This is a genomic window from Mesorhizobium sp. L-8-10 (assembly GCF_016756635.1).
GTDB lineage: Bacteria > Pseudomonadota > Alphaproteobacteria > Rhizobiales > Rhizobiaceae.
Map to the genome: position 1 here is coordinate 2,008,028 of NZ_AP023263.1, position 16,771 is coordinate 2,024,798.

The window sequence follows — 16,771 nt, forward strand, 5'->3', positions numbered from 1 at the left end:
CCGGCTCCTCTCGACAACGACTTCGTTCCAGCCGTCCACCGGATTGGAACGATAATACCGCCGGCTGGCAGGTTCAATCCAGGTATGATAGATTCTATCAGAAGCTATCATCATGGATTATCATGCGATGATGAATTTTTTGCAGGAGGCATGGCCATGGCGCGCCGCCCGACCGTGTCCGACATAGCAAGGGCTTCGGGTGTCAGCGTCGCGACCGTCGACCGTGTGCTCAACGGTCGCCTGCCCGTGCGCGAAGAGACGGCGCGGCGTGTCTATGACGCCGCCAATGCCATCGGCTATCACGCGGCTGCCTTGATCCGGCGACGCATCGAGCAGGAACTCCCGCAATACCGGCTGGGTTTCATCCTGCAGCGCCCGGATCAACCGTTCTACCAGGCCTTCGCTCGTGAACTGGACCACGTCGTCAACGCGGCCGAGCGGTTTCGGGGCACTGCGGACATCGTCCATCTGGATACCCAGACGCCGACCGAGATCGCAGCCAGGTTACGCGAGACGGCCTCCCGTTGCCGCGCGGTCGGGATGGTGGCGATCGACCACCCCGCCGTCACCGCCGCGGTCGCCGAAGCCAGGGAGAAGGGGGTGCCGGTGTTCTCGTTGCTGTCGGACTTCGCGCCCGGCATCCGGGAGAATTATATAGGGCTCAACAACCGCAAGGTCGGCAGGACGGCAGCCTGGCTGATCGCCCGCACGACAGGCCAGCCGGGGACGCCAGGCCGCCCTGGTACGACTACTCGCCCTGGGACGGCGAGCCGCCCTGGGACGGCGAGCCGCGCTGGTACCGCGAGCCGCCCTGGGAAAGTTGCGGTCTTCATCGGCAGCCATCGCTTTCACGGCCAGGAAATGCGCGAGATCGGGTTCCGCAGCTATTTCCGCGAATATGCGCCCGGGCTGGAACTGGTCGAGACCGTGGTCAATCTCGAGGACGGCGACATCGCTCATGAGGCGACGCTTGACCTTTTCAGGCGCTGCCCCGATCTCGTTGGGCTCTATGTCGGCGGCGGCGGCATGGAGGGCGTGATCGCGGCCCTGCGCGAGGAAGGAATGGCCGGGCGGATCGTCGCCATCTGCAATGAACTGACCGCGGATTCCCGCGCCGCACTCGCCGACGACATTGTCGCCATGGTCATCGGGACTCCGCTTGAAAGGCTGTCGCGCGAACTGGTGGCGCAGATGGTCCATGCGATCGAGAACGGACCCGCCGAAACGCCGGGCCAGATCTTCTTGCCGTTCGACATCTTCGTCGCCGAAAACATCTGACGTATCCGGGCGGTGAGGTCATCTTCGCACGGAAGCACGACATCTGCAGATCGCCACGAGCCGTCTTCCCCGGGGAAGAAATCACCACGTCGCGACCATGCGTTTCGAAACGCCCTTGACGTCTCGACAAAATTTAGAATAAATAGTCCAAACTGAGATCGCATCAGACTAAACGTTTCATTTTCATTCGGCGAACTGGCGCGAATGGCTCCGCCGAGGAGGCGGTGAAGCGGATGCGATGCGTCTCTCTTGAATTCCCCGGAGGAGGGGAGTTTCCGGAAGAGGGGTGCGACCGGACACCCGGTTTGTGGAGGAAGACACGATGAAGAAACTGCTCTTGGGCGCGGCCGTCTCGGCGCTGATGACGACATCGGCGCTGGCCGAGAATATCGGCGTGTCGATGGCACTGTTCGACGACAATTTCCTGACCGTGCTGCGTAACGGCATGATCGACTATGCCAAGACCCAGGACGGCGTCACCCTGCAGGTCGAGGACGCCCAGAACGACGTCGCCAAGCAACAGAGCCAGATCCAGAACTTCATCGCGGCCGGCGTCAGCGCCATCATCGTCAATCCGGTCGACACCGATGCCACCGCCGCCATGTCGAAGATCGCGGCCGAAGCCAAGATTCCGCTGGTCTATGTCAACCGCGAGCCGGTCAATGTGGACGATCTGCCCGATACCCAGGCCTTCGTCGCATCGGACGAGAAGGAGTCCGGCACGCTCGAAACCAAGGAGGTATGCCGCCTCCTGAAGGAGGCCGGCAAGACCGAGGCCGGGATCGTGGTCATGATGGGCGAGCTTTCGAACCAGGCCGCGCGCCAGCGCACCCAGGACGTCCATGACGTGATCGCCACGCCGGACTGCTCCTTCATGAAGATCGTCGAGGAGCAGACCGCCAACTGGCAGCGCACCCAGGGCGCCGACCTCATGAGCAACTGGCTCTCGGCCGGACTGAAGTTCGACGCGGTCGTCGCCAACAATGACGAGATGGCGATCGGCGCGATCCAGGCGATGAAAGCGGCCGGCATGGATATGAAGACCATGATCGTCGGCGGCGTCGACGCCACCCAGGATGCGCTCGCAGCCATGGGCGCCGGCGACCTCGACGTGACCGTGTTCCAGAACGCTGCCGGCCAGGGCCAGGGCGCGGTCGATGCGGCGTTGAAGCTGGCCAAGGGAGAGAAGGTGGATCGCAAGGTCTACATTCCCTTCGAGCTGGTGACGCCGGCCAATCTCGACAAGTACCAGGCCAAGAACTGACCCGCCTGCCGAGCAAGGGACGCGCGACAGGCGCGTCCCCGACCAAACCGCGCTTCGAGGAGGAGCACGCGATGATCAGCCCATCGACGATGGCGGCTGTCCGCGCCAGCGGCGCCGTTCCCGGTTCGGAATATCTCCTGACGATCGAGAACGTGCGCAAGGAATTCCCGGGCGTGCTGGCGCTCGACGACGTCTCCTTCAAGCTGAAGCGCGGCACCGTGCATGCGCTGATGGGCGAGAACGGCGCCGGCAAGTCCACCCTGATGAAGATCATCGCCGGCATCTATCACCCCGATGGCGGCGAGGTATGCCTGCGCGGCCAGCCGATCCGCCTGAAGTCGCCGCTCGATGCGCTGGAGAACGGCATCGCGATGATCCATCAGGAGCTGAACCTGATGCCCTTCATGACAGTGGCCGAGAACATCTGGATTCGCCGCGAACCGCTGAACCGCCTCGGCCTGGTCGATCATGCGGTCATGAACAGGATGACTGCCGATCTTTTCCGACGCCTCAACATCAGTATCCATCCGCAGGTCCAGGTGCGCGACCTCTCCGTCGCCAATCGCCAGATGGTGGAAATCGCCAAGGCGGTGTCCTACGAATCCGACGTGCTCATCATGGACGAGCCGACCTCGGCCCTGACCGAGCGCGAGGTGTCGCATCTTTTCACCATCATTCGCGACTTGCGGGCCGAGGGCAAAGGCATCGTCTACATCACCCACAAGATGAACGAGCTGTTCGAGATCGCCGACGAGTTCTCGGTATTCCGCGACGGCCGCTATATCGGCACTCACGCCTCCGCCGACGTGACGCGGGACGACATCATCCGCATGATGGTGGGACGCGAGATCACCCAGATGTTCCCGAAGGAAGAGGTTCCGATCGGCGACGTCGTGCTGTCGGTGAAGAACCTCAATCTAGACGGCGTCTTCCACGACGTCTCCTTCGACGTGCGCGCCGGCGAGATCCTGGGTGTAGCCGGCCTGGTCGGCTCGGGCCGCTCGAATGTCGCGGAGGCGATCTTCGGCGTGACCCCGGCGACATCGGGGACGATCGAGATCCTTGGCAAGCCCGTCAGCATCACCTCGCCCAATGCCGCCATCCGCCACCGCATGGCGCTGCTCACCGAGGATCGCAAGGAGACCGGCTGCCTGCTGATCCTCGACGTGCTGGAGAACATGCAGCTCGCCGTGCTCCAGCAGGACTTCGTCTCCCGAGGATTCGTGTCCGAACGCAGCATCGCCGAAGCCTGCAAGACCATGAGCGACAAGCTCAGGGTCAAGACACCCAGCCTTCATGAGCGCATCGAGAACCTGTCCGGAGGCAATCAGCAGAAGGTGCTGATCGGGCGCTGGCTGCTCACCAGGCCGAAGATCCTCATCCTTGACGAGCCGACCCGCGGCATCGATGTCGGCGCCAAGGCCGAGATCCACAAACTGGTGACCCAACTCGCGCGGGATGGCGTCGCGGTCGTGATGATCTCGTCCGAGATGCCCGAAGTGCTTGGAATGAGCGACCGCATCATGGTCATGCACGAAGGCCGTGTGACCGGCATCCTCGATCGCGCCGAAGCCGATCAGGTCAAGATCATGGAACTGGCAGCCAGGTAACCACGCGAAAGCCGGGAGGAACGAAAATGTCCGTGCCGAACACATCCGCGACACCGTCTTCCGTCGCCGTTCCGGGAGCGACCAGGCGCCGTTTGCCGGTCGAGGCCAACATCCTCCTCATCCTCATCGGCATCGCGCTCGTCTTCGAGTTGCTCGGCTGGATCTTCATCGGCCAGAGCTTCCTGGCGAACCCGCAGCGCCTGACGATCATGATCCTGCAGGTCTCGGTGATCGGCATCATCTCGGTCGGCGTCACCCAGGTCATCATCACCGGCGGCATTGACCTCTCGTCAGGATCGGTCGTCGGTCTCACCGCCATGATCGCGGCGAGCTTCGCCCAATCCTCGACCTGGACAAAGGCGCTCTATCCCGCCCTGACCGATCTGCCTGTCATCGTTCCGGTGGTGATCGGCCTCGGCATCGGCCTTCTGGCCGGCACCATCAACGGCTCCCTCATCGCCTACACCAGGATCCCGCCCTTCATTGCCACGCTGGGCATGATGGTGTCGGCGCGCGGCGTATCCAAATGGTACACGAAAGGCCAGCCGGTCTCGGGCCTGACGGACTCCTTCAACATGATCGGCTCTGGCATCTGGCCGGTCGTGATCTTCCTGACCGTCGCGGCGATTTTCCACATCGCGCTGCGCTACACGCGCTACGGCAAATTCACCTATGCGATCGGCGCCAATGTCCAGGCCGCCCGCGTTTCGGGCATCGATGTCGAGCGGCACCTGATCAAGGTCTATGCGATCGCCGGCCTGCTCGCCGGCCTGGCCGGCGTCGTCACCGCCGCCCGTGCGCAGACCGCCCAGGCCGGCATGGGCGTGATGTACGAACTCGACGCGATCGCTGCCGCCGTCATCGGCGGCACCTCGCTCACCGGCGGTGTCGGGCGCATCACCGGCACCGTCATCGGCACCATCATCCTCGGCACCATGACATCAGGCTTCACCTTCCTGCGCGTCGACGCCTTCTACCAGGAGATCATCAAGGGCCTGATCATCATCGCCGCGGTCGTGGCCGACGTATACCGCCAGAAGGGCCGCAAGAAATAAAACATGTCTCCCGAAGGTGTGCAGCGGTTTCGGGAAAAAGACATGCTCCAAAGAACCTGCAGCGTGTTTGCTTGAATCCTTCTTCACGCGACCCGCTGTAGGCATCGAAGACCCGTGGTCTCGTCGCGGGCCTTGCCGAAACGCCGGTCGGCCCGATCCGCGTCGGCGCACCGTCTCGCGCGACAGCTGCTCATGCTCGGTCAGCTTGACGAACGCGCCGGCCAACAGCTCCAGCATCCAGCGGCTGCGGCCCGGCGGCGGGCTGGAGCAGGCGGTGGCCACCAGCAAGGCTTCTCCTTGCCGGTTGTGTCGCGCGCATGGAGGATGTGCTCGACCTCTATGCCGAGACGCCCGACCCGACGATCCGGACCGGATCGAGGCGTGCCTGGAGCGCCGGAAGCCGGGCTGATTTTGCTGCTGCCTACTTCTTCATCATCTTTGTGCAATGCACAATTTTTGTGCGCAGCGCGAAAGTTTTTGCCACAACCGCGCTGGCGGGTTTAGGCGACGTGTGGACGCAACATTCCACTATCAATCTGATTCTTATGAAGAAATTCTGACGGCAGGAAACTGGCACGCTGCTTGCTTTTAAGTTCACAGGCCCTTGGGCCAAAGAATCGGCGTCCAACGATGGGCGCCCCAGGCAGAGCTGCCGATCAGGACTACGCGATCCCGGATGTACGGACGCGCGGTCTTGGCCGGCAGCTTTTTTATTGCGCCACAAACGAACCGAAGCCGGGGCCGACCCTCCCACCGGGCCCTTCAACAGTGGAGAACGTGATGACTGCAAGAGCCACCACAGTCGATTTGACCCGACGCCTGATGCTTGGCGCCGGGCTTGGCGCGATCCTGCTTGGAGTCGCTGCATCACATGCACGTGCCGAGATGCTGGACGTCGAGAAGGACGAACTGAAGTTCGGCTTCATCAAGCTGACCGACATGGCGCCGCTCGCGATCGCGAAGGAGCTCGGCTATTTCGAAGACGAAGGCCTCTTCGTAACGCTTGAGCCGCAGGCGAATTGGAAGGTTCTGCTCGACCGGGTGATCACCGGCGAGCTGGACGGTGCTCATATGCTCGCCGGCCAGCCGCTCGCCGCCACGATCGGCTTCGGCACCAAGGCCCATATTGTCACCCCCTTCTCGATGGACCTGAACGGCAACGGCATCACCGTGTCCAACGAAGTCTGGGAAAAGATGAAGCAGCACATCCCGATGGAGGACGGCAAGCCGGTCCATCCCATCGAGGCGGACGCGCTGAAGCCGGTCATCGACGCGTTCAGGTCCGAGGGCCGGCCTTTCAACATGGGCATGGTCTTCCCGGTCTCCACGCACAATTACGAACTGCGCTACTGGCTGGCAGCCGGCGACATCCATCCCGGTTTCTATTCGGAGACCGACGTCTCCGGCCAGATCAAGGCTGAAGCGCTTCTCTCCGTCACACCGCCGCCGCAGATGCCGGCGACGCTCGAAGCCGGGACCATCAACGGCTACTGCGTCGGCGAACCGTGGAACCAGCAGGCCGTGTTCAAGGGTATCGGCGTGCCGGTCATCACCGACTACGAGATATGGAAGAACAATCCCGAGAAGGTGTTTGGCCTCACCAGGGAGTTCACCGAGAAATATCCTAACACGACGCTTGCCCTCACCAAGGCGCTCATCCGCGCTGCCATTTGGCTGGACGAGAACCAGAATGCCAACCGGATGGAAGCGGTCGAGATCCTGGCAAGGCCGGAATATGTCGGCGCCGATGCCGAGGTCATTGCCAATTCGATGACCGGCACTTTCGAATACGAGAAGGGCGACAAGCGGAACGTGCCGGACTTCAACGTCTTCTTCCGCCATTTTGCGACCTATCCCTACTATTCGGATGCTGTCTGGTACCTGACCCAGATGCGCCGTTGGGGCCAGATCCCGGAGCACAAGGACGACGCCTGGTACGAGCAGACCGCGAAGTCGGTCTATCTTCCGGACATCTACCTCCAGGCAGCGAAGATGCTCGTCGAAGAAGGCCTCGCCGAGGAAGCGGATTTTCCGTGGGAATCCGACGGCTACCGCGAACCGACCGCGGAATTCATCGACGGCATGACCTATGACGGCAGAAAGCCCAACGCCTATATCGACAGCCTTTCGATCGGCTTGAAGAGCGGCCAGACCGTCTCCGGCACGGAAGTCGTCGGCGGCTGACGCCGCGACAGCGGACGGCCGCTCAAGATCGTGGCCGCCCTCCCTGAACCAGATATCAGGAGCCGAACGCTCATGAGCAATGCGACCGACACGATCACAAGCGCCGCTGCAGCGCGGCTCGAACGGAAGGAACGGCTGTTCACGCGTATCAACAAGGCCGCCGGCTGGCTCGACGCCCTCGGTCTCGGGTGGCTGACGCCCATCCTGAAGATTGCGGCCGGCGACAATCCGGCCGAGCAGTTGAACGAATTGAAGCGCGTGCTGGTGATCCCGCTGATGGGGATCGTGGTGTTCCTCCTTGCGTGGGGTTTCCTGGCTCCAAAGGTCCAGACCTCGCTCGGCGCAATACCCGGCCCTGCACAGGTCTGGAATCAGGCGCTCAACCTCTATGCCGATCACAAAGCCGAACGCGAGAAGGAAGCAGCCTTCTACGTCCGTCAGGAGGAGCGCAACGCCAAGCTTGAATCCGAGGGCAAGGCCGACAAGATCAAGTGGCGCGGCTATACAGGCAAATCGACTTACTTCGATCAGATCCTGACATCGCTGAAGACGGTTGGCCTGGGTTTCCTGATCGCCACCCTGATCGCCGTGCCTCTCGGGATCGCATCGGGCCTGTCGAAGACGTTCAGCGGCGCAATCAACCCGCTGATTCAGATCTTCAAGCCGGTCTCGCCGCTCGCCTGGCTGCCAATCGTCACGATGGTGGTTTCGGCGCTCTATCTCAATCCCTCGGACGCACTTCCGAAATCGCTGGTGATTTCGGCCGTAACGGTGACGCTCTGCTCACTATGGCCTACGCTGATCAATACCGCGCTCGGCGTCTCTTCGATCGACAAGGACCTCGTCAATGTCGGCAAGGTGCTGCAGCTCTCGACGCCGACCACCATCCGCAAGCTGGTCCTGCCCTCGGCGCTGCCGCTGATCTTCACCGGCCTGCGGCTTTCGCTCGGTGTGGGCTGGATGGTGCTGATCGCGGCCGAAATGCTTGCGCAGAACCCAGGGCTGGGCAAATTCGTCTGGGACGAATTCCAGAACGGCTCGTCGGCTTCGCTCGCCCGCATCATGGTCGCGGTGCTGACCATCGGGCTGATCGGCTTCGTGCTCGACCGCATCATGTACGCGCTGCAGTCGGCCTTCACTTTCTCTTCGAGCCGCTGACAGGGGTGAAGAATGGCATTCCTCGAAATCACCGGCCTTTCGAAGTCATACGGCCACGGCGCCAACCGGACCGAGATCCTCTCGGGCATCGACCTCAAGGTCGAAGAGGGCGAGTTCATTGCCGTCGTGGGCTTCTCCGGCTCCGGCAAGACGACGCTGATCTCGGCGATCGCCGGGCTGATCGAGCCGGACGAAGGCGGCGTGCTGGTGCGCAACAAGAAGATCGACGGACCGGGTCCCGACCGCGGTGTCGTCTTTCAGTCCTACTCGCTGATGCCGTGGCTTTCGGTCTACGGCAATGTCGCGCTGGCAGTCGACAATGTGTTCAACGCCAAGCCGAAGGCCGAGCGTGATCGGATCGCGCGCAGATATATCGAAATGGTCGGGCTCAGCCATGCCGCGGATCGCAAGCCGGCGGAGCTTTCCGGCGGCATGCGCCAGCGCGTAGCGGTCGCCCGCGCCCTCTCGATCCAACCGGAGATCCTGTTGCTCGACGAGCCGCTTTCGGCGCTCGACGCGCTGACGCGCGCCAAGCTGCAGGACGAGTTGGCGGACATTTCGCAGACGGAGAAGAAGACGATCATCCTCATCACCAACGATGTGGATGAGGCGATCCTGCTTGCCGACCGGATCGTCCCCCTCAATCCTGGACCGAAGGCGACGCTGGGACCTTCGTTCACCGTCGATCTGCCGCGGCCGCGCGACCGCGCCGCGATGAATCACAACGAGGTTTTCATCAAGCTGCGCGCGGAAGTAACGGCCTACCTCATGGATGTCGGTGCGGAGCGTGGCACCGAACTGGAGACAAATATCAGACTGCCGAACGTCGTGCCGATCACACGGAAAGTCTCGACGCGGCCCCCGCCGGAGGCCTATGTCAAGGCAGCCCATTCGCCGATCGAGAAGCGCTATGTCGAATTCAGCGACGTGCGCAAAGTCTATCCGACGCCGAAAGGTCCGCTCACCGTCGTCGACGGCTTCGACCTCAAGGTGAAGAAGGGCGAGTTCATCACGCTCATCGGCCATTCGGGATGCGGCAAGTCGACCGTGCTTTCGATGGTGGCCGGGCTTAACAAGATTTCGAGCGGCGGGGTCATCCTGGACGGCAAGGAAGTGTCCGGAGCCGGACCCGACCGTGCCGTCGTCTTTCAGGCGCCGTCGCTGATGCCGTGGCTGACCGCGCGCGAGAACGTTGCCCTCGGGGTCGACCGGGTCTACCCCGATGCTTCGCCCGCCGAGCGCAAGGACATCATCGAATACTACCTGCATCGTGTCGGGCTTGGCGATTCCATGCACAAGCTCGCGACCGACCTGTCGAACGGCATGAAGCAGCGTGTCGGCATTGCGCGGGCCTTTGCCCTCTCACCGAAGCTGTTGCTGCTCGACGAGCCATTTGGAATGCTTGATTCTCTCACACGCTGGGAGCTTCAGGATGTCCTGATGGAGGTCTGGATGCGCACTCAGGTGACGGCGGTCTGCGTCACGCACGACGTTGACGAGGCAATCCTGCTCGCGGACCGCGTGGTCATGATGTCCAACGGTCCGAGCGCCAGGATTGGCAACATCATGGAGGTCGACCTGCCGCGCCCGCGTTCGCGCAAGGCGCTGCTCGCTCACCCCGACTACTACGCCTATCGCGAGGAACTCCTCGATTTCCTCGAAGCCTACGAAGGCGGGGCAAAGCCGGACCCCGCGCTCCTCGAACAGATCAAACAGAAACGGATGGGTCGGACCTCCTCTACCAAGTCCCGGCTCAAAGCCATCGCCGCGGAATAGGGAAGGAATGATGACACAGAAACTCGTCGTGATCGGCGCCAAATTGGCCTCGGGACGGCTGATCGAGCATCTCTTCGAGACCGCCCCCGGCGTCTTCGATCCCACGTTCTTCAGCACCGAAGGGCCCGATATCGGCGCTCGACAAGATCAGCGAAGGGTTCAAATCACGCAATCTCCCCGCGTCTCGGGTAGCTGATCCCGACCGGCCCGGGGGTCGCGTCGCACCGAGTGGCGTAGCCCGGCGGTAGCGCAGCCGCTCGCGAGCGCGCCCTCACGAGCGCCGTAGCCGTTCTTCGATCCAGTGCAGCGGGACCATTTCCTGGAAGGGCTAAGAGCGGCAGAAGTACTTCGCCGGATCCGACATTCTATACTCATCCCGTCAGACGCGTGAAATGCCCCATCTTGCGGCCGGGCCGCGCCTCCGCCTTGCCATAGAGATGCAGCACGAGGCCGGGTTCGGCGAGCAGTTCAGGCGTCCGCAGCACCTCGTCGCCGATCAGGTTCTCCATCTCGCAGTCGGAATGCCGGCGGGCGTCGCCGAGCGGGAGACCGGCGACTGCGCGGATATGCTGTTCGAACTGCGAGATCGCGCAGGCGGCTTCGGTCCAGTGGCCGGAATTGTGGACGCGCGGGGCGATCTCATTCGCTAGCAGGCTGCCGTCGGCGAGTACGAAGAACTCGACCCCGATCACGCCGACATAATCGAGAGCCGTCAGTATGGCAAAGGCCGCCTCGCGCGCCGCATCGGCCGTGTCTGGAGAAATGCTGGCGGGCACGGTGGAGCGGTGCAGAATGCCGTCGCGGTGGACATTCTCGGCCGGGTCGTAGGCCGCGAGCGCGCCGTCAAAGCCGCGTGCAGCGATGATCGAAATCTCGTGGGTGAAGGGCACCAGGCTCTCCAGGATGAGCGGCACGTCACCCATGGCGGCGACGGCGCCGGTGAGGACCTGGCCGTCGCCGGCACGGAACAGGCGCTGGCCCTTGCCGTCATAACCCAGGCGCCGGGTTTTCAGGATGCCTGCTCCGTCGAACACGGCCAGCGCCTCGACCAACTGCGCATCGTCGTCAACGGGGCGGAACCCGGCAGTGGCGATGCCGATGCCGTTCAGGAAGGTCTTCTCAACGAGGCGGTCCTGAGCCGCTTCGAGTGCACGTGGCGGCGGAAAGACCGGCACGCTTGCGGCAAGCGTCGCCGCGGCTTCGACGGGGACGTTCTCGAATTCGTAGGTGACGACGGCACTCCGGCGGGCAAGCTCGGCCAGGGCGTCCGGACTGCCATAGGCGGCAACGATCTGGCCGTTCGCGGCCTGCGCGGCCGGGCAGTCCGCCTGCGGCTCGAGCACGACCGTCCGGTAGCCCAGGCGGGCCGCGGCCATCGCCAGCATCCGGCCGAGCTGACCGCCGCCCACGATGCCGATGGTCGCGCCGAGCGGAAGTGGCTTCATGCCTCGTCCGACGGGCTTCATGCCTCGTCCGACGGTCTGTCGGCCACCCTGGCGGTCTGCGCGGAGCGCCAGTCGTCGAGGCGGCCGGAGAGCGCGGGATCGGTAAGGGCGAGGACGGCGGCGGCGAGCAGGGCCGCGTTGACGGCGCCGGCCCGGCCGATGGCCAGGGTGCCGACCGGTATGCCTGCCGGCATCTGCACGATCGAGAGAAGCGAATCCTGCCCCGACAGCGCCTTGGATTCGACGGGGACGCCGAAGACCGGCAGCGGGGTGAGTGCGGCGGTCATGCCCGGCAGGTGCGCGGCGCCGCCGGCGCCCGCGAGGATCACCTTGAAACCAGCCTCCCTTGCGCCCCTGGCGAAGTCGTAGAGCCTTTCGGGCGTTCGGTGGGCCGAGACGATGCGCGCCTCGTGAGAGACGCCGAGCGCCTCGAGGGTCTCGGCGGCGTGTTTCATGGTCGCCCAGTCGGACTGGCTGCCCATGATGATCGCGACATCGGCGCGTTTGTGCTGCACCAGCAATTCCCCAAAAATCGTCAGCGGCGGCTTAGCCGAAATGCTTGTCGACCGCAACGGCACCGGGCGCTCTGCATCGGCCCGAAGATCGGAAATCGATTCCCGGAAAGCACGATGCGTATGCGGAAAAGTGTGGAGCGTCCGTTACGCGCCCAAATGGACGCGCGGCGCTCCAGGGTCGACCGAGAAGTGCGGCCGACGGGGCGTCGTCAGGCTATGATGTCGGGAATGATCCTGTCTTCCAGCGCTTTCAGCCGGTCCTTCAGCACCAGCTTCTTCTTCTTCATACGCTGGATCTGCAGCGGGTCGCAACCCATGGCGATCATCGCGTTGATCGCGGCGTCGAAATCGGCGTGTTCCTGCTTCAAGCGCGCGAACTCGAGACGAATTTCGGCCTGTTCCTGTTCCGACATGCTTACCGTCTGCAGAGTCTCCGGCGCCCCGTCATGGCGCCACACCGGCGGGTCCGGAAACTTTCGAATCCGGCGCGGTGCTCTTACCACATTTCAAAGCGTCGGGAAATGCTACTACCGCACGTTCGACATTCATATGACTTGATGCCAGAGTGTCACAGTACCGTCACAGGCTGGCGGCGGGTGGGGCCGTGATGGTGCGTCGAGCAACCATGAAAGGGAGAGCCAATCATGTCTCTTGCATCCCATCTTGAGGAGCTGCAGCGGAAACACGGCGATATCGAACGCGAGATCGACGAGGCGATGGCCCATCCGTCGGTGGACGATCTCGAAATCGTGAATCTCAAGCGGCGCAAGCTGGCGCTCAAGGACGAGATTGAGAAACTGAGGTCGCGCACGACCCACTGACCCAGGGAGGTCCTCTTCCGCGTCGTTCCGGGAACGGGGCGAAGTTTCGAACGCGTTGAACGAAGAATGCAGAGCGTCGCTCTCGTGTCCTAAGGAGACGGGGACGCTCTGCATCGTGCCAAATCGGACTTGCGGCCCGCGGCGAGCCGCGGTGCGGGTTTGGTGTAACACAATGGTCATTCTTGACTGACATCGCGGCGACCGATCTCGCCGTTCCATGCCGGGCCGTTACCCTTGCGCCGCCCGGGTCTCGACCTGATCAAGGATAAGGATAATCGCCCTGCCGCGATGCGTGACATCGTAGAAGAAGCCGCGCGGAAACCGCGACAGCCGGGATCGGGCGACGAGCCCGCCGTCCCCAGGCGCATCCGGCCGTTCGGCCATGACCTTGGGCGTGATGCCGGGCAGTTCGTGCAGCGTGAGGGGCAGGCTCGTCGTTTCGGGGAGGGGCGCCCAACTGGTCCGCCGAAAGGCCGACGGGACGTGGCTCCATGTCATCGACCATGCAGCGGGATCCAGCACACCGCCGGTGGCGGCCATGCTTGCGCCCTTGAGCTCATCCGGCCACCTACTCCCTGAATATGCGCTGCATCTGATCCCTGACCGGCCGCGTGAGATAGGCGAGCACGGTGCGGTCGCCCTTCGTGATGAAGGTCTCGACGGGCATGCCGGGCACCAGCTTCAGGGCGGTTCCATTCGCGCCTGATGGCGCATCGACCGAGAGCTTCACCTGATAGTAGGCCCGGCCAGTCTTCTCGTCCGTCAACAAGTCCGGAGAGATCATCGTAACCTCCCCCGCTCCGTCCCGGAGGTTGGGATCAGCGAACGCGCTGAAGCGAACGACCGCCTTCTGCCCGATCCGCAGTTCCTCGATCTCGCGCGGCTCGATCTGTGCGTCTACCACAAGCTGGTCGTCCTCGGGCACAATCAACATGGCGACCTCGCCGGCGCTTATGACGCCGCCGACCGTAAAGACGCTGAGCTGGTGCACCTTCCCGGACACCGGCGCGCGAATCTCGATTCGCGAGAGGCGCACGGTTGCCGCGATCTTACGCTCGGCGTTCTCATTGATCTTGTTGCGCACTTCGGCGAGTTCGCTCACGACCTCCGAGTGGAAGTCGTCGTTCAGGCGCACGATTTCGACCCTTTTCTCGGCGATCGATCCGCGGGCGGTCGCGATGTCCGAAACCAGCTTGCCGCTTTCGCCGGCGATGCGCGTGCGGTCCCGATCCAGCGCAACGAGGCGCGGAAGCGGCACCAGCTTCCTTTCATAGAGCTCGCGCACGCCTTCGAGTTCCGTGCCAATCAGCGTCAGCTCTTCTTCTCGCGCTGCGCGCTGCGCCGTAAGGCCTTCGATCAGCGACTCGAGCTGCGCGATCTGCTCGGAGAGTTGGGTCTCGGCGGTCTCATGCGCACGCTTGCGGCTTTCGAAGATGATGCGCTGGCCCTCGATCGAATCCCTGGCGTCAGGGTTCGATCGCGCCGCGTTCTCCAGTTCCAGGGGGAACGCCACCTCGTCCAAGCCGTCGCGCTCGGCGACCAGCCGGGCTTGCTGGGCGCCAAGTTCGTCGAGCGCCTTGGATACGATGGCGAGATCGGCGCGCAGGATCGTATCGTCCAGCACGATCAGCAGGTCGCCGGCACCGACATGGGCGCCTTCGCGCACCTCGAGCCGGGCGACGACGCCTCCCTCCGGGTGCTGGACCTTCTTGGCGTTGCTGTCGACGGCGATGCGCCCGGGAGCGATCACAGCGCCGGATATCTCGGCCATCGCCGCCCATGTGCCCAACCCGCCGAGCAGGCCGAACACGATCAGCAGGCCGAAGATCGCGTGGTTGCGGATGGAGCCATCGTTGCGCTTGGCGGTCATGTCAACGGCTCGCATGGCTCAGGACCCTCACATTGCTTGGACGTTCGGACGCGATGGCGGATTCCGCTGCTTCGCTCATCGTGCCGACCTGTCCCAAAACCTCTTCCTTCCTTCCGAACGCCATCTGCTTGCCGTCGGAGATGACGACCAGCTTGTTGACTGCCGCCAGTGCGCTCCGGCGATGGGCTATGACCACGACAATGCCGCCCCGAGCCCTGATGCCGGCCAGCGTCCGCCCGAGTGCGATCTCGCCGTCGCCATCCAGGTTGGAGTACGGCTCGTCGAGAACGACGACAAAGGGATCGCCGTAGATCGCGCGCGCCAGCCCAATCCTTTGGCGCTGGCCGGCGGAGAGCTGGAGGCCGCCTTCGCCAATCCTGGTGTCGTAGCCCCCGGGGAGCTTCAGGATCATGCGGTGGATGTCGGCGAGCTGCGCAGCCCTAACCACGGCCTGGTCGGCTCGGTCGGGATCGAAGCGCGCGATGTTTTCCGCGATCGTGCCGTCGAACAGCTCGACATACTGCGGCAGGTAGCCGATCGCTGCGCCGCGATCTTCGGCCGAGTATTGCGCGATTGGAGCGCTGTCGAGGGTAACCTCGCCGTGCATGGCCGGCCAGACGCCGGTGATGGCACGTACGAGGGTCGTCTTGCCGGAACCCGAGGGGCCGATGATCCCGAGACCATCGCCCGCCTGCAACGAAAGCCTGACCCCAGAAAGGGTTGCGACGCGTGTTCCCGGCGGCGCGACATAGGCGTCCTCGACTTCGAGACGCGCGTGCGGTGCAGGCAGGCGCGTCGTTGGCTCTCGAACGTCACTTTCTGCCAGGGAGCGCTGGAGGCGCTTCGCGGCGAGGCGCGCGGCAACGAAGTACCGCCACTGCGAAACGGCCATGTCGATCGGCGCGAGGGTGCGAGAGGCGAGGATCGACGCGGCAATGATCGTGCCCATCGTTATGTCGCCGCGGATCGCGAGCCAGGCGGCCAGGGCCAGCACCAGCGATTGCAGAAGCACCCGCAGCGCCCGCACCGCCGAACTCATGCCCGTTGCGCGGTCGCTGCCTTTCTGGACGACCGACAGGAAGTCCAGCGTCACGACTTCGAAGCGCCGCTCGAAGCGCGCGCGCAGGTTCATGGTCGCGAGCACCTCGGCGTTCTGCCGCGTGCGGTCGACCAGGTTTTGACGCTGCGCCGCCGTTCGGGCGTTGTTTCTGGCGGCTGCCCGTCCCCGGACTTCGCCCCAGACGGCAAGCAGCAAGACGGTCGTCGCGCCGCCGACCGTCAGCCAGCCAAGCCAGGGGTGGAACAGGAAGCTGATCAGGAGGTAGAGCGGCATCCACGGCAGGTCGAACAGCGCAGCCGGGCCGGGCGTCGCGAAGAACTGCCTGATCTGGTCGAGGTCGCGGACGGGGTCGCCGCGCTCGCCATTTACCGCCGTCGTCGGCGCTGTGGCCGAGCGGAACGCAAGGCCGGAAAGATCTTCATCCAGGCGGCGGCTGACGCGGGTCAGCATGCGCGTGCGCACGGTCTCGAGCACGGCTTGCACGCTATAGAGGAAGGCAACGATCACCACGAGCGCGACGAGCGTGTCGACGCTGCCGCTCGGCAGGACGCGGTCATAGACCTGGAGCATGAAAAGGGAGCCGGTCAACGTCAGCACGTTGATCGCGCCGGAATAGAAGGCAACGAAGGTAAGCGCCGCGCGGGAGCGAGCGAGGGCGGTCGAGAACGGGTTCTTGCTCGAGCCCGACGAGATTGAGGGTGTCACGGAGTTCCCCATAAGAACCGAAACGTGAAT

16 protein-coding genes and 1 pseudogene are annotated in these 16,771 nt (G+C 63.7%); 10 read left to right on the top strand and 7 right to left on the bottom strand.

Annotation, left to right across the window (positions count from 1 at the left end; genetic code table 11):
- Positions 1-156: 156 nt before the first annotated feature.
- From JN280_RS09365 to JN280_RS09380, 4 genes are all read left to right on the top strand, one after another.
- Positions 157-1,278 carry a LacI family DNA-binding transcriptional regulator gene (locus tag JN280_RS09365; protein ID WP_202311686.1) on the top strand — a complete coding sequence of 374 codons (1,122 nt, stop codon included), beginning with the start codon at positions 157-159 and terminating at the stop codon, positions 1,276-1,278.
- A gap of 322 nt (positions 1,279-1,600) precedes the next feature.
- The gene (locus tag JN280_RS09370) at positions 1,601-2,542 is read left to right on the top strand and encodes a sugar ABC transporter substrate-binding protein (RefSeq protein WP_202311688.1); all 942 of its coding nucleotides are present in this window, start codon (positions 1,601-1,603) and stop codon (positions 2,540-2,542) included.
- Positions 2,543-2,613: 71 nt separating this feature from the next.
- The gene (locus JN280_RS09375; protein WP_244743142.1) at positions 2,614-4,152 is read left to right on the top strand and encodes a sugar ABC transporter ATP-binding protein; all 1,539 of its coding nucleotides are present in this window, start codon (positions 2,614-2,616) and stop codon (positions 4,150-4,152) included.
- Positions 4,153-4,178: 26 nt separating this feature from the next.
- Entirely contained in the window at positions 4,179-5,207 is a 1,029-nt protein-coding gene (locus JN280_RS09380; RefSeq protein WP_202311690.1) for an ABC transporter permease, read from the top strand.
- A 159-nt stretch (positions 5,208-5,366) separates the two neighbouring features.
- Here the strand turns inward: JN280_RS09380 and JN280_RS09385 are convergent.
- Positions 5,367-5,501 (bottom strand): annotated as a pseudogene (locus JN280_RS09385) (IS630 family transposase); the annotation flags it as partial.
- Positions 5,502-5,533: 32 nt separating this feature from the next.
- Here JN280_RS09385 and JN280_RS09390 point away from each other — a divergent pair.
- The 5 genes from JN280_RS09390 to JN280_RS09410 all read left to right on the top strand — a co-directional run bounded on the left by JN280_RS09390 (position 5,534) and on the right by JN280_RS09410 (position 10,521).
- The gene (locus tag JN280_RS09390; protein WP_202311692.1) at positions 5,534-5,767 is read left to right on the top strand and encodes a hypothetical protein; all 234 of its coding nucleotides are present in this window, start codon (positions 5,534-5,536) and stop codon (positions 5,765-5,767) included.
- Between the two features lie 262 nt (positions 5,768-6,029).
- On the top strand, positions 6,030-7,391 hold the full coding sequence (locus JN280_RS09395) for a CmpA/NrtA family ABC transporter substrate-binding protein (protein ID WP_244743506.1): 1,362 nt from the start codon (positions 6,030-6,032) through the stop codon (positions 7,389-7,391).
- 72 nt (positions 7,392-7,463) lie between these two features.
- Entirely contained in the window at positions 7,464-8,549 is a 1,086-nt protein-coding gene (locus JN280_RS09400) for an ABC transporter permease (protein WP_202311694.1), read from the top strand.
- 12 nt (positions 8,550-8,561) lie between these two features.
- Complete coding sequence (locus JN280_RS09405; RefSeq protein WP_202311695.1) at positions 8,562-10,325, top strand: ABC transporter ATP-binding protein; 1,764 nt, start codon at positions 8,562-8,564, stop codon at positions 10,323-10,325.
- A 10-nt stretch (positions 10,326-10,335) separates the two neighbouring features.
- On the top strand, positions 10,336-10,521 hold the full coding sequence (locus JN280_RS09410) for a hypothetical protein (protein WP_202311696.1): 186 nt from the start codon (positions 10,336-10,338) through the stop codon (positions 10,519-10,521).
- 175 nt (positions 10,522-10,696) lie between these two features.
- On the opposite strand, the gene JN280_RS09415 is transcribed toward JN280_RS09410, so the two are convergent.
- From JN280_RS09415 to JN280_RS09425, 3 genes are all read right to left on the bottom strand, one after another.
- Positions 10,697-11,770: a 5-(carboxyamino)imidazole ribonucleotide synthase gene (locus tag JN280_RS09415; protein WP_202311697.1), complete on the bottom strand. Its 1,074-nt coding sequence runs from the start codon at positions 11,768-11,770 to the stop codon at positions 10,697-10,699.
- Positions 11,771-11,787: 17 nt separating this feature from the next.
- On the bottom strand, positions 11,788-12,285 hold the full coding sequence (gene purE, locus JN280_RS09420; protein ID WP_244743144.1) for a 5-(carboxyamino)imidazole ribonucleotide mutase: 498 nt from the start codon (positions 12,283-12,285) through the stop codon (positions 11,788-11,790).
- Positions 12,286-12,494: 209 nt separating this feature from the next.
- Positions 12,495-12,698, bottom strand: coding sequence for a YdcH family protein (locus tag JN280_RS09425; protein WP_202311698.1), 204 nt, complete (start codon positions 12,696-12,698; stop codon positions 12,495-12,497).
- A 231-nt stretch (positions 12,699-12,929) separates the two neighbouring features.
- Between JN280_RS09425 and JN280_RS09430 the strand changes: the two genes are divergently transcribed.
- On the top strand, positions 12,930-13,106 hold the full coding sequence (locus JN280_RS09430; protein ID WP_202311699.1) for a YdcH family protein: 177 nt from the start codon (positions 12,930-12,932) through the stop codon (positions 13,104-13,106).
- Between the two features lie 228 nt (positions 13,107-13,334).
- On the opposite strand, the gene JN280_RS09435 is transcribed toward JN280_RS09430, so the two are convergent.
- From JN280_RS09435 to JN280_RS09445, 3 genes are read right to left on the bottom strand one after another with little or no spacing between them, the layout of a single operon-like run.
- Positions 13,335-13,646, bottom strand: a complete 312-nt coding sequence (locus tag JN280_RS09435; RefSeq protein WP_202311701.1) for a hypothetical protein — start codon at positions 13,644-13,646, stop codon at positions 13,335-13,337.
- 28 nt (positions 13,647-13,674) lie between these two features.
- Positions 13,675-14,976, bottom strand: a complete 1,302-nt coding sequence (locus JN280_RS09440; RefSeq protein ID WP_202311702.1) for an HlyD family type I secretion periplasmic adaptor subunit — start codon at positions 14,974-14,976, stop codon at positions 13,675-13,677.
- A 1-nt stretch (position 14,977) separates the two neighbouring features.
- Positions 14,978-16,741 carry a type I secretion system permease/ATPase gene (locus tag JN280_RS09445; RefSeq protein ID WP_244743146.1) on the bottom strand — a complete coding sequence of 588 codons (1,764 nt, stop codon included), beginning with the start codon at positions 16,739-16,741 and terminating at the stop codon, positions 14,978-14,980.
- Between the last annotated feature and the right edge of the window lie 30 nt (positions 16,742-16,771).